The sequence below is a fragment of the Acidovorax sp. KKS102 genome, from assembly GCF_000302535.1.
In the GTDB taxonomy this organism is placed as follows: domain Bacteria; phylum Pseudomonadota; class Gammaproteobacteria; order Burkholderiales; family Burkholderiaceae_C; genus Acidovorax.
The window spans coordinates 3,473,343-3,486,377 of the sequence record NC_018708.1 but is presented as its reverse complement, the minus strand read 5'-3'; the positions used below and the strand labels follow the sequence as shown (position 1 = coordinate 3,486,377).

The window sequence follows — 13,035 nt, the reverse complement described above, 5'->3', positions numbered from 1 at the left end:
TTCTCCTTATGAATCGGAATCGCGCAGGCTCGGCCCCTGGCCGGAGCCGCCGCCATCGCCACCGCGCAGCGCGTGGGCGGTGGTGGTCGCGGCGTGGGTGAGTTGCTGGCGGCGATGCAGGCGCTTGGCCCAAGCGGGCTGTTCCTGTGTCTGCGCCGTAGCGGCGCCGGATGCGGCCTCGCCTGCGGCACCCTGACCGGATGCCGCGCCCGCGCCGCCATCGGCGGCAGCGCCGTTCCAGCCAGCGCGGAAGGGAGCGGCCATGCGTTGCCCGGCAGCGGATGCACGGGATGCAGCCGCACGTCCGGCGGACTGCGCGCCGGTCTTGGCGACGTTGCCCAAGCCCGCCATCGCGCCCTTTGCGCCGCCGCCAGCGGCGGCGGAGCCGGCCTGGAACGCCGATTTCGCACTGCCAGCCGCCGACGTGGCCGCACGCGCACCAGCGCCGGCCAGCTTGGCGGCAGCCGGTGCCATGCGCGCGCCAGCGGCCACGGCACCGCCTACGCCCGTCGCGGCAGCACCAACAGCCACCGCCGTCCCGGCTGCGCCGATGGCAGCGCCTGCCATCGCACCCGCGCCGAGCTGCGGCGCACCGGACACAAGGCCCGTGGCGATGCCAGGGCCGAAGATCCCCAGCGCCAGCAAGGTGAGCGAGGCCAGCATGATGACCAGTGCGTGGTCGAGCGACGGCTCATCGGGATGGACTTGGAACTGAGTGAACAGGCCCGAGCCGATACCGACGATCACGGCCAGCACCAGCACCTTGACGCCGGAGGCCACCACGTTGCCCAAGACCTTTTCGGCCAGGAACGAGGTCTTGTTCCAAAGCGCGAACGGCACCAGCACGAAGCCCGCGAGCGTGGTCAGCTTGAACTCGATCAGCGTGATGAATAGCTGGATCGCCAGCACGAAGAAGCAGAGCACCACGACCAGCCAGGCGAGGAACAACACCAAGATGGCATCGAGGTTCAAGAACACCTCGGGAAATCCCATCATGTCGTCGAGCTGGAGGAAGATCGGCCCGCCCGCGTCAAGGCCGGTTTTCGCCAGCCGGCCCGGCTGCAAGAAGTTCTCCATCGTGATGGCAGAGCCGGTGGCGGTGATGCCCAATCCCGCGAACGAGCGGAAGACGATGCTCGCCAGCCAGTTGAAGTTGTTGATGATGTAGGCGAAGGCGCCGACGTACAGCACCTTGCGCAGCAGCTTGGCGATCACGTCCTCGCCCTGGCCGGTGGCGTGGCTCATGGCCCAATACAGGCCGGCGATCGTCATGTCGATGACGATCAGCGTGGCCGTGAGGAACGCCACTTCGCCCCGCAGCAGCCCGAAACCCGAGTCGATGTAGGCAGCAAAGGTGTTGAGGAATTGGTCGATGATGGTCACGTCATTCATGGCGTGTCCTCCGGTTCGGCAGGAACGACCGGCGCCACGCCATCGGCCGGCTCATCAAAACTCGGCGGGATCGGTGGCAGCTCGGCCAAGGTCTGGTATTCATCCGGCCCGGCTTGGCCGGAGAAGAAGCGCCGCCGGAAGGCTTCGGCGGCGGCGCGGCAAGCGTCCTCGCCCGTGGCCTGCCGGTCGGCCGCGCATTGCGCGCGCAATGCCTTGAGCCGCACGGGATCAGCGGCCAGGGCATCGGCAAGGTGGTCGGCCGGCTGCTCGCCGCAAGCGGCCAGCAGCGCGGCACACAGGACGAGGACGCATCGCATGGCGGCCTCCCGTCAGTTGCCGTAGAAATCCACGCGCTGCGGCGTGTACGGCGTGCCATCGCCCATGAACCGCCGCCGTACTTCGCGCGCGCGCTCGGTGGCCGCCGCCTGCCGCGCCAGCTCCAGCGCGGCAGCGCGATCCTGCGTGATCTGGAGCCGCTGCGACTGGATCGACTGCTTGGCCTGCAAGGCGAGCAACTGGTTCATGGCCTGCATGGCTTGGAGCGCCCCTTCGGCCGACTGGCTCTTGCCCACGAGGTCGGCCAGCACGCTTTCGTCTTCGCCCAGGTTCTGCGACACCTGCGCCTGCATCTGCATCGTGGTCTGCAAGCCGTTGAGCGTGTTCCGCCAACGCTCCTGCGCGTCGCGGTACATCTGGTCGCCGCTGACGGTGGCGGCGTACTGCTCGGGATACAGGCGCGCGAACTCCCGATCCAGATTCGTCACGTCGTAGGCCAAGCCTCGGGCCTGGGCGATCAGCCGCTCGGTCGTTGCCAGATTCGCGCGCAACTGGCCGACCACGCTGGACGGCAGGCTGGCGAGGTTGCGCGCCTGGTTCATCAGCATCTGCGCTTCGTTCTGAAGCTGCTGGATCTGGTTGTTGATCTGCTCCAGCGTGCGGATCGCGGTCAGCGTGTTCTGCACGAGGTTCGTGGGATCGACCACGACCCATTGCGCATGGGCGGTGGCAGTGCAAAGCATGGCCGCAATGGCGGCGGCGATAAGGCGCTTTTTCATGACAGGTTCTCCAGGGGTTGGTCAGCGAGGGAACCCGGCGCGAGGCCGGGGAACGAGGGCAGCAGGTCGGCCGCCCAATCGAGGCCGCGATGGCGCAGCCAAGCGCCCGCGAAGCCGGGCACGCCGGCGTCCAGCAGCACGCGGCCTATGTCGCGCTGGTCTTGCGGCGTGGACGCGCCCGCGAAGGCCAGGGCCGCCGGCCCCAGGTCGAGGTCGAACAGGCGGTTGCCGAGGCGGGATTGGTAGTAGTAGTCACGCTTGGGCTGCGCGGTGGCGACGATTTCGATCTGCCGCCTGTTGAGGCCGAAGCCCTCGTAGATCGTGCGAATCTGCGGCTCTGTCGCCTGCGGGTTGGGCAAGAAAATCCGACTCGCACAGCTCTCGATGATCGCGGGCGCGATGCTCGAATCCTTGATGTCGGCAAGGCTCTGAGTGGCGAAGATGACGCTGACGTTCTTTTTCCTGAGCGTCTTGAGCCACTGCCGGATGCGCGCCGCGAACACCGGGTCATCGAGGAACAGCCACGCTTCATCGAGGATCAGCAGCGTGGGCGCCCCGTCGAAGCGTTCATCGAAACGCGCAAAGAGGTAAGGCAGCACGGCCATGACGGCGGCCTTGCTGTGCATCAGTTCCTCCATCTCGAAGCACTGCACGTCGGCCATGCCCAGCCGGTCGTGGTCGGCGTCCAGCAGCTTGCCGTGGGCGCCACCCAGCACATAGGGCGAAAGCGCCTGCCGCAGCGTGTTCGATTGCAGCAGCACGGAAAGTCCCGTCATCGTGCGCTGCTCCACCGGCGCACCGGCGAGACTTCCCAGCGCCGACCAGATAGCCGCCTTCTCGTCGGGGCCGACTGCCACGCCTTCGTGCAGCAAGCGGCCTTCGATCCATTCGGCGGCCCAGGTGCGGTAGCCCTCACTGTCGATGCGCGCGAGCGGCTGGAAGGCGATTTCGCCATCCGTGCCCAGGTCGTAGTGCTCGCCGCCCAGGCCGAGGATGGCGGCCCGCATGGAACGGCCCATGTCGAAGGCGAAGATGCGCGAGCCGCGATAGCGGCGGAACTGCATCGCCAGCGTGGCGAGCAAGACCGACTTGCCCATGCCGGTCGGGCCTGCGACCAGCGTGTGGCCCACGTCGCCGATGTGCGTCACCAGCCGGAACGGCGTAGCGCCATCGGTACGTGTCACGATCAACGGTGGGCCGTCCAAATGATCGTTGCGCTCCTGGCCGGCCCATACCGCCGACACCGGCATCATGTGCGCCAGATTCAGCGTCGAGACGATGGGCTGGCGCACGTTGGCGTAAGCATTGCCGGGGAGCGAGGACAGCCACGCATCCACGGCGTTGAGCGTTTCGGGGATGGTGACGAAGCCCCGACCCTGTATGACGCGCTCCACCATGCGCAGCTTCTCGTCGGCCACGGCGGCGTCCGCGTCCATGACGGTGACGGTCGCCGTCAGGTAGCCGAAGGCGACTTGATCGCTGCCCAGCTCCTGCAAGGCAGCATCGGCGTCGGCGGCCTTGTTGTTGGCGTCGGTATCGACCAGCGGGCTTTCCTGCTGGAAGATCGTTTCGCGTAGCAGCGCGATGACGTTCTTGCGCTTGGCGAACCACTGGCGGCGCAGGCGGGCGAGTTCTCTTTCCGCCTCGGCTTTGTCGAGGCAGAGAAAGCGCGTGCTCCAGCGGTACGCAAAGCCCAGGCGGTTGAGGTCGTCCAGAATCCCCGGCCAGGTCGAGGTCGGGAAGCCCCGCACCGACACCACGCGCAGGTGCTGGTCGCCCAGCATGGGCGCCAGGCCACCGACCAGCGGCGAGTCGGTCAGCAGCGCGTCGATGTGGAACGGCACTTCGGGCACGCCGACGCGATAGCGCCGCGTCGAGATGGTCGCGTGCAGGTAGGTCAGCGTCTGCGCGTCATCGAGCCAGTCAATCTCCGGCATCACGCCGTCGAGCAGGTCAAAGACGCGATCCGTTTCCGCGACGAAGGCTTGCAGCCGCTCGCGCCAGTCCACGCCATTCGTCGGCGTGTTCTCGTAGAGCATCTTGGCTGCACGGGCGCGGGATTCTTCCGGCGGCAGGTAAAGCAGCGTCAGGTGATAGCCGCTCTCGAAGTGATTGCCCGATTCCTCGAAGGCGGCCCGGCGTTCTTCCTCCACCACCCAGGAAAGCGGCTCGGGAAACTCCGAGTGCGGATAATCGGCCGCAGGCCGACGCTCGGCTTCGATGAACAGCGCCCAGCCCGATCCCATGCGGCGCAGCGCGTTGTTCAACCGTGCCGACGTGGCGATCAGCTCGCCTTGCGTCGCGCTGTCGAGGTCAGGCCCGCGAAACCGGGCCGTGCGCTGGAAACTGCCGTCCTTGTTCAAGACGACGCCCGGCGCGACCAGTCCGGCCCAGGGCAGCCAGTCGGCAAGCAAGGCCGGCCGCTGGCGGTATTCGGCGAGGTTCAGCATCGCGGCGTCCTCCCCTCACACGTCCAGCAGCGGGCGGTGCCTGATGTGCCGGGCGAACACGGCCATGAACTGCGGATCGACGCGCGCACCCCACACCGCCAGCGAATGGCCGACGATCCAGAACACCACGCCGGGAATCCACAGTTGCAGGCCCAGGCCGACAGCGGCGGCCAGCGTGCCGTTGGCGATCGCCACGGTTCGCGGCGCACCGCCCAGCAGAATCGGCTCGGTCAGCGAGCGATGCAGCGGTACCTCGAAGCCGTCCGCGAAGGTGTCGGGGGCACTCATACGACGGCCCCGCCGGAGAAGCTGAAGAACGACAGGAAGAAGCTCGAAGCCGCGAAGGCGATGGACAGACCGAAGACGATCTGGATCAGCTTGCGGAATCCGCCGGACGTGTCGCCGAAGGCGAGCGCGAGGCCCGTGGCGATGATGATGATGACCGCGACGATGCGCGCCACCGGCCCTTGAATCGACTCCAAGATCGACTGCAAGGGGCCTTCCCACGGCATCGAGGAACCGGCGGCCTGCGCGGTTCCGGCCAGGAACAGCAGCAGCGCGGCCAGCAGCAGCCCTTGCCCCGCAGGGCGGGCCAGGCAGCGCAGCCGCGCAAGACGCAAAGCCGGATTTGCAGAAAAACGGAAAGCAGGAACGTACATCTGCGTCATGGCAGTTCTCCAAGTGAGTGAGGGGATGGGGAAGTCGCCGCAGCGGGTGCGGCATCGGGAAGTGGCGGCAGCTCGGGAAACGGCGTTTCCAGCGCGTCCGCCAGTTGGTAGCCCACGCCGTCGAAGCCGACGACGCGGGCGATGCTCTCGATGCGGCGCTTGCGCCCGCGCCCGGCGATGTGGATCACCACGTTGACCGCCTCGGCGATCAGCGCACGCGGCGGGTTCACCGCCACTTCGAGAATCAGTTGCTCCAGGCGCAGCAGCGCGCCCAGCGCGGAACCGGCATGGATGGTGGAAATGCCGCCCGGATGGCCGGTGCCCCACACCTTCACCAAGTCCAGGGCTTCGCCGCCGCGCACTTCGCCGACGATCACGCGGTCGGGGCGCAGGCGCATCGTGGCGCGCACCAGCTCGGTCATCGACACCACGCCCGCGCGGGTGCGCAGCGGCACATGGTCGCGGGCCGCGCATTGCAGCTCAATGGTGTCTTCGAGCACCAGCACGCGGTCGCCGGTGGCAGCGATCTCCGCAAGCAAGGCATTGGCGAGTGTGGTCTTACCGCTGCTCGTCGCCCCGGCGATCAGGATGTTCTGGCGCTCGCGCACGGCGCGGCGCAGGAAGTCCGCTTGGCCTGTGGTCAGGATGCCGTCGGCGACGTAGCGATCCAGGCCGATGATGCTCACGGCGCGCTTGCGCAGCGCGAAGGCCGGGCCAGGCGCAGCCGGCGGCAAGATGCCCTCGAACCGCTCGCCGGTTTCGGGCAGCTCGGCGGTCAGCAACGGTCGGCCGCGATGCACCTCCGCGCCGACGTGCGCGGCCACCAGTCGGATGATGCGTTCGCCATCGTCTTCGGACAGTTCCACTCCCAGCGGCATGCGGCCCGAGGACAGCCGATCCACCCATAGGGTGCGGTCGGGGTTGAGCATGATTTCCACCACGTCCGGGTCGGCCAGCGCGGCGGCGATGACTGGTCCCATTGCCGTGCGCAGCATCTGGATTCGGCGATCCAGCGAAGCCGCGGTGGATGAGCGTTCGGGCGGGGTCTGCGGAATGGCGCTCATAGGGCACGCTCCCCAGTTCGTTCGTGGGCTTCGGCCAGCGCCGCTGCGTCATCCATCCGCACCGGGTCGGGGTGTAGTTCTTCCACCACGTCGCGCACCAGGCTTCGGCCGCGCAACAGGTGCCGACCCAACTGTTCGACGAACTGCTCGAAACGAGCCTTGCCCTGGGCGCGGGCTGCGTCCTGATGGGCTTCGGGAACCGGCGTGCTGACGGTCAGGAAGTAGCGGATGAACAGCGCCAGCGTTTCGATCTGGATGTTCTGGTCGCGCTCCAGGCGTTCGGCCTGGCGCGACAGGCGATCCAGACGCTTCGCAATCGCCGCCTCACGCTGGTCGCCGGCATCGGGCGACAGCCACGATGCGAGCGCCGCCGCGACGATGGATGACTTGGACACGCCTTTCTTGGCGGCCAGTTCTTCGAGGCGCTTGGCGTGCTCGGGCTGGATGAACAGATTGAGGCGGTACTGGCTCATAGGTCGATTCCGTCGTTGGGGTCGAGGGAAGCCAGCCGGGCCGTGCGCTGCATGGCCGGGTCGAGCTGGCCGGTGAGAGACGCAAAACCAGGCAGCGGCAGGTCGTCGTCGTCATCGAGCAGCGCCAGGTCATTGCCGGCGGGTTGCGGCTCGGAGCTGTATTCGGTGACTTCGGATAGCTCCGGCTGGCGGCGCGGGCCGCCGTCATCGGCGGTGCCGCCCAAGCCATTGGCTGCGGCACTGGTCGGCGCAGTGGGAACGGCGGGAATTGCTAGGCCGCTCCAGTCGTCAGACCGGGTCGGTGGCGCATCGGCATAACGTCCTGTGATTGGCCCGGCCGCGAGCGCGGGCGGCGGCAAAACGCGGTTCTTGAAATTCGCGTCGGCGTAGTAGCGCAGCTTCTTGGCCTTGATCGGTGCCACGCTGGACACCATCACCACGGCTTCGTCATTCGGAAGCTGCATCACTTCACCGGGCGTCAGTAGCGGGCGGGCCGTTTCCTGCCGCGACACCATGAGGTGCCCCAGCCACGGTGCCAATCTGTGCCCGGCATAGTTGCGTTGCGCGCGCAGTTCAGTGGCGGTGCCAAGCGTTTCGGAGATCCGTTTCGCAGTGCGTTCGTCGTTGGTGGCGAACGTCACGCGGACATGGCAGTTATCCAGAATCGAATGGTTCTGGCCGTAGGCTTTGTCGATCTGGTTGAGCGATTGGGCGATAAGGAAGCTGCGGATGCCGTAGCCCGCCATGAAGGCCAAGGCTGTCTCGAAGAAGTCGAGCCGACCCAGGGCTGGGAACTCGTCGAGCATCAGCAGCAGCTTGTAGCGGCGCTCAATGCCGTCACTGCCGTCGAGCGATTCAGTCAGCCGCCGGCCAATCTGGTTGAGGATCAGGCGGATGAGCGGCTTCGTCCGCGAAATGTCCGACGGCGGCACCACCAGATACAGCGACACCGGATGCTCGGATGCGATCAGGTCGGCGATACGCCAGTCGCAACGCGAGGTGACTTCGGCCACCGTGGGGTCGCGGTACAGGCCGAGGAACGACATGGCGGTGCTCAACACGCCTGAGCGTTCGTTGTCCGACTTGTTGAGCACTTCACGCGCAGCGGATGCGACAACCGGGTGTGGTGCATCACCCAGGTGCTTCGTCGTCATCATCCGGTGCAAGGTCAGCTCGAATGGGCTGACCGGATCGGACAGAAAATTGGCGACGCCGCGCAGCGTCTTGTCCTCGCCGGCATAGAGCACATGCAGGATGGCGCCGACCAGCAGCGCATGCGAAGTTTTTTCCCAGTGGTTACGCTTCTCAAGCGCACCTTCGGGATCAACCAGAATGTCCGCGATGTTTTGCACGTCGCGCACTTCATGCGCGCAGCGCCGTACCTCCAGCAGCGGGTTGTAGGCCGCCGACTTCGCATCGGTGGGGTTGAACAGCAAGCAATGCGAGAAGCGCGAGCGCCAGCCTGCGGTGATCTGCCAGTTCTCGCCCTTGATGTCATGGATGACCGCAGAGGCAGGCCAGCTCAACAAGGTGGGCACCACCAGGCCCACACCCTTGCCCGAGCGCGTGGGCGCGAAGGTCAGGACGTGTTCCGGCCCTTCATGTCGCAGGTACTGGCGGTCGTGCTGGCCGAGGAACACGCCGGCCGGTTGCGTGAGGCCCGCCTTGCGAATGTCCTGCGCGTTCGCCCAGCGGGCCGAGCCGTAGGTCGTGACCAAACGCGATTGGCGCGATCGCCAGATCGACATGCCGATGGCGACCGCCACCGCCAGCAAGCCGCTGCCGCCCGCGATGGCTCCGCCCGTGTCGAAGACACGCGGCGCGTAGGCATCAAAGAAGAACCACCACTCGAACAGCCGCCAAGGGTGGTAGATCGGCGTGCCAAGGAGATCGAACCAGGGCAAGCCAAGGCGTAGCTGATAGCCAAGGGCGGAAGCTGTCCATTGTGTGGCGCCCCACACGCCGGCGATCACGATGCCGACCACGACGGCGATCTGCCCGAACAGCACGTTCGTCCCTTGCATGACCTGGCCTCCGATTTCTCCTGCGCTGCTTCCTCTTGGAAGGAGCGGCACAAATGCGTGCCGCATGCCTCAGGATCGGTGCCCCGTCAGTGCCGGTCAAAGACCGTTTTGAGCAGAAAGGTCGAGGAAAGAGAAAGAATTAGTGCGGCGGCGAGCCAAAGAAAAACGCCGCAAGCGCAGGCGCGTTGCTGTGTGTCGGGCAGAAAATGAAGTCGATGAGGCGAGCTGCCAACGATCAGAACTTGGGCGATTCTTTCGGTGGTGTGTATGGCGTTTGACCATCGCCATAGAACCGCTTGCGTGTGGCTTCGGCGGCCCGGTTGCACAGCACGTCGCCCAGCTTGGAGCGGTCGGTCTTGCATTGATGCCGCAGTTCCTTGAGTCGTTCTGGGTTGGCTGCCAGTTCTTCCACCGTCGGGATTTTTGCCTCCGGGTCGGCGGCTTTCTGGGCTGTCTCGGATTGGCCGCATGCGGTCAATGCGGCCACCAGCAAGGGCAGGATGCTTATTTTCATTGCATCAGCTCCTGCGGGGGATCAGGGTTGTGGCCCCGCATGGGCCTGGGGGTTTCAGGTGAGTCGATGGCCTGCACTCGCTCAATAAACCTCGCCAGTTCATCAGATGGATCGCCCTCAAGGTGCAGCAGGTAGGTCGTCAGTGGCGGCACTCGCGATGCCAGCGGGCGGGCCACCACGCCCGATTCTCGGCTGGCGGCAATATGCGAAGCGCCTGCCAAGCCGAGTGCATACCCAGCCGACACCAACACCATCATGAGGTCGCAGGAAGCTACGCGCTCGGCAACCAATGGCTCCATGTCCAAGCGACGCAAGACGCGCTCCACATGTCTTGAATGGCCCTCGCAGACTTGCGGATCAGACAGCACCAAGGGATAGCGCAGCAGTTCTTCCAGGGAAATGCGCTTTTGGGCAAGCAACGTATGTCGCGCGGGCACCGCCACCATGAGCGCATCGCTCCAGGCGGGTATGGTGACGATGCCATCACCTACGTCTTCGGACTGCGCAAATCCCACGTCGTACAGATCGTCATGCAGACCCTTGATCTGCTGCGACAGCGGCACCTCGAAGAAGCGGATTTCGACCTCGGGTTCTTCTTGTCGGCAGAGGGCAAGCAAAGCGGGAAGGCGCGACGGCGTAATGCCGTCGGATAAGGCCACGCGCAGTTGGCCATGAAAGCCATTGGCCGCAGCTTTCACGCTCTCACGGGCTTGTTCAAGGGCCGCAAAAACTCGGCGCACGTGCTCCAAAAACAGCTTGCCGGCACAGGTCAGTCGCGTGCTACGCGTGGTGCGCGCAAATAGCACCACGCCCAGCTCTTCTTCAAGCTCTTTGATGGCTCGCGACAACGGTGACTGCTCGATATGCAGCCGCTCGGCCGCACGTGCGAAATGAAGTTCTTCGGCAACAGCCAAAAAGTATCGCAGGTGTCGCAGTTCCATGCATCGAGCTCCCGTTTGGGGGTACACGGAATGGCGGCGGCAGAGATACACCACCTGCTCGCGTACCCGGTCACGAACTTTTGTCGGAGCACTGCCACCAGCCACTCCGTCCTCCATCTGGCCCCACCTTTCGATCCGTTCGGATCCCCACTGAAATCGCCAACTATCAATGCGCGCATGGACACACGAGGTTGCGACTACGACTGCGGGGCATGCGCATTCTTGACACACCGAGCCGTGCCGTGCAGGGGCACGGCCTTTCTCTGAGCTATGCGCGCGTCATACGCAGGCACTCACGCGGCAACGGCGGCAGCGAGCTTGCGCAAGTCGGTGGCCGGGTCGGCGAGCGCGGCGCGGTCGGGCTTGGCGCCGACCGCGAGCAGGCGCCGCAGCGGTGCGAAGTCGCGCGCGTTGTTCACGCAGGTCGCGCCCACAATGCGGCCCTTTTGCAGCTCGATGAGCGTGAACTTGGGGGCGTCGAGTGAGACTTCGCCACGCACGATTTCCTCGTCGCCGCTCGCAAGCCCCGCCACCTGGATGCGCAGCGCACCCTGGTCGGACCAATACCACGGCAACTCGGCATATCCAGGCGCGGTTGGATCGACCAAGTGGCGCGCCACCGCGATGCCCTGGTTCTGCGCGTTCGACCAGGTTTCGATCCGCTCGAAACGCCCGCTTAGAGGGTTGCGCTGGCGCGTTACGTCGCCAAGAGCATAGACGTCGGGACAGGTGGTACGCCCATAGGCATCGACGAAGATGCCGTCGTCGCAGGCCAGCCCGGCTGCGCGCGCAAGCGCGTCGTTGGCCAACACGCCTATGCCCACAACCACCATGTCGGCCGCGATGCGCGTGCCATCGTCGAGCAGCACCACGCCATCGACAGAGCCCGTGACGCTGCGCTCAAAGCGCAGATCGACCCCTTGCGCCGCGTGGTAGCGCGCGACGAAGTCGGCCAGCGTGGCCGGTGCAGCGCGGCTCATGAGGCGCGGCTGAGTTTCGACAAGGCTCACGTGGACACCAGCAGTGCGCGCCGTGGCGGCGAGTTCGAGCCCGATCACACCGCCGCCTACGATCAAAAGTCGCGACTGCGGGCGCAGCCCGGCCTGGATGCGCCGCGCATCTTCCAGCGTGCGCAGCGTATGTACCGGCATGGTGGCGCCCTGCAAGGTCGGTAGCGCGCGCGGCGCTGCACCCGTGGCCAGCACCAGCGTGCCATAGGGAAGGGTGCGCCCGTCCGACAGCGCCACCGTGTGTGCCTGCGGATCGAACGACTGCGCCGTGACGCCCAGCAGCCATTCGACCTCAGGCGCGCGCTTGCAGTCAAGGCGGATCTTCTCGGCGTCGCCATGGGCCATGAAGTCCTTAGACAAGGGCGGGCGGTCGTAAGGTCGCTCGGCCTCATCGCCGACTACGGTGATCAGCCCCTGGTAGCCCGCCTGGCGCAGTTCGGCCACAAAGGAGACGGAGGCCAAGCCTGCACCGAGAACTACAACGGGGGCTTTCAATGCTTCTTGTGACATAGTGAGGTTACTCGACGACTCAATGGAAAAAAGGGCTGCCCAATTCAGCAGCAAATAGCACTAACGCATCACTTTGCATGTTTGTCGCTTTGCGCCGAACGCTTGCAGCGGAGCATCGAGCTGCAAGCGTTGCGGCGCAACAAAAATCGCTCTCCGGACCAGAATCAGAATTGCTTGCGCACGGCGAGGAAGCTTACCAGCGGGTCCAGTCGCACGTTGGCCGTGACCGGTTGGCCGCCCATGGTGCCGCTGGCAGTGGTCTTGAGGTAAAGTTTCTGCAGCGTGAAGGTGAGGCTGTAGCCGTCAGCCAAAGGCCAGTCGGCGCCGACGATGAAGGCGCCGCCAAAGTTGTCGTCCACCTTGAGGTTCTGCAGAGCACCGTTGCTGGTGCTGAATACCTTGAGGTAGGTCATGCCGCCGCCAAAGAATGGGCGGATTGGCCCCCACATGCCAGGCGAATAGGTGAGTGTCAGAATTGCCGGCCCGCCCTTCACGCCACCGAGACGCCCTAGAGCCCCGAGGTTGCCCGTGCCGGAAAGATTTGTCTTGACGGGTGTGCCGAGGTCCAGCCGAGCCGTGTCCAGTTAGGGTTAAAGGAATAGGCGATTTCCAGGCCCGCTATGGTGTCGCTGCTGGCGTCTACACCAGCACCAGGGACGGGCCCACCGGCATACAGGTCGGCCTTGGTGTTGAAGCCTAAATGCACGGCGCCCACAGCCAGCGACCAGGGCGAAGTTTGGACGTTAGGTGTGGTTTGGGCATGGGCACTGCCAAACAACGCAACGCAGGCCAGCGGTAGCAGGGTGCGGGAAAAGGGTTTCATGGGAGTCTCCTCGCGTTTTTTTAAAGAAATGGACCAAGAGGCCGGTTTTATGGAAAAGCAGGGCCGCGCCTCCCCCTGTGGGGAGGTGGCCTACTGGTTTGCTCTGCGGGA

14 protein-coding genes are annotated in these 13,035 nt (G+C 65.5%); all 14 read right to left on the bottom strand.

Annotation, left to right across the window (positions count from 1 at the left end):
- Positions 1-6 precede the first annotated feature (6 nt).
- On the bottom strand, positions 7-1,392 hold the full coding sequence (gene trbL, locus C380_RS16015) for a P-type conjugative transfer protein TrbL (protein WP_015014876.1): 1,386 nt from the start codon (positions 1,390-1,392) through the stop codon (positions 7-9).
- Entirely contained in the window at positions 1,389-1,709 is a 321-nt protein-coding gene (locus C380_RS16010; protein WP_013721747.1) for a hypothetical protein, read from the bottom strand. The genes trbL and C380_RS16010 overlap by 4 nt, the downstream gene beginning before the upstream one ends.
- A 12-nt stretch (positions 1,710-1,721) precedes the next feature.
- Positions 1,722-2,447: a P-type conjugative transfer protein TrbJ gene (trbJ, locus tag C380_RS16005; RefSeq protein WP_013721748.1), complete on the bottom strand. Its 726-nt coding sequence runs from the start codon at positions 2,445-2,447 to the stop codon at positions 1,722-1,724.
- Complete coding sequence (gene trbE, locus C380_RS16000) at positions 2,444-4,897, bottom strand: conjugal transfer protein TrbE (RefSeq protein WP_015014875.1); 2,454 nt, start codon at positions 4,895-4,897, stop codon at positions 2,444-2,446. Before trbE ends, trbJ begins: the two co-directional genes overlap by 4 nt.
- A gap of 15 nt (positions 4,898-4,912) precedes the next feature.
- The gene (locus C380_RS15995; RefSeq protein ID WP_013721750.1) at positions 4,913-5,185 is read right to left on the bottom strand and encodes a VirB3 family type IV secretion system protein; all 273 of its coding nucleotides are present in this window, start codon (positions 5,183-5,185) and stop codon (positions 4,913-4,915) included.
- The gene (locus C380_RS15990) at positions 5,182-5,565 is read right to left on the bottom strand and encodes a TrbC/VirB2 family protein (RefSeq protein ID WP_013721751.1); all 384 of its coding nucleotides are present in this window, start codon (positions 5,563-5,565) and stop codon (positions 5,182-5,184) included. The genes C380_RS15995 and C380_RS15990 overlap by 4 nt, the downstream gene beginning before the upstream one ends.
- Positions 5,562-6,629: a P-type conjugative transfer ATPase TrbB gene (trbB, locus tag C380_RS15985; protein WP_015014874.1), complete on the bottom strand. Its 1,068-nt coding sequence runs from the start codon at positions 6,627-6,629 to the stop codon at positions 5,562-5,564. Before trbB ends, C380_RS15990 begins: the two co-directional genes overlap by 4 nt.
- Positions 6,626-7,102, bottom strand: a complete 477-nt coding sequence (locus tag C380_RS15980; RefSeq protein ID WP_015014873.1) for a ribbon-helix-helix protein, CopG family — start codon at positions 7,100-7,102, stop codon at positions 6,626-6,628. Before C380_RS15980 ends, trbB begins: the two co-directional genes overlap by 4 nt.
- Complete coding sequence (locus tag C380_RS15975) at positions 7,099-9,126, bottom strand: conjugal transfer protein TraG (RefSeq protein WP_015014872.1); 2,028 nt, start codon at positions 9,124-9,126, stop codon at positions 7,099-7,101. Before C380_RS15975 ends, C380_RS15980 begins: the two co-directional genes overlap by 4 nt.
- 235 nt (positions 9,127-9,361) lie before the next feature.
- Positions 9,362-9,640 (bottom strand): EexN family lipoprotein, encoded by a 279-nt coding sequence (locus C380_RS15970; protein ID WP_015014871.1) that lies wholly within the window; start codon positions 9,638-9,640, stop codon positions 9,362-9,364.
- On the bottom strand, positions 9,637-10,581 hold the full coding sequence (locus tag C380_RS15965; protein ID WP_015014870.1) for a LysR family transcriptional regulator: 945 nt from the start codon (positions 10,579-10,581) through the stop codon (positions 9,637-9,639). The genes C380_RS15970 and C380_RS15965 overlap by 4 nt, the downstream gene beginning before the upstream one ends.
- A gap of 293 nt (positions 10,582-10,874) precedes the next feature.
- A complete protein-coding gene (locus C380_RS15960) occupies positions 10,875-12,101 on the bottom strand; it encodes an NAD(P)/FAD-dependent oxidoreductase (RefSeq protein WP_043565528.1) in 1,227 nt (408 codons plus the stop codon).
- A 164-nt stretch (positions 12,102-12,265) separates the two neighbouring features.
- Complete coding sequence (locus tag C380_RS25605) at positions 12,266-12,670, bottom strand: OmpW family protein (RefSeq protein ID WP_083871620.1); 405 nt, start codon at positions 12,668-12,670, stop codon at positions 12,266-12,268.
- The gene (locus C380_RS25600; protein ID WP_238544030.1) at positions 12,610-12,924 is read right to left on the bottom strand and encodes a hypothetical protein; all 315 of its coding nucleotides are present in this window, start codon (positions 12,922-12,924) and stop codon (positions 12,610-12,612) included. The genes C380_RS25605 and C380_RS25600 overlap by 61 nt, the downstream gene beginning before the upstream one ends.
- Positions 12,925-13,035: the final 111 nt, after the last annotated feature.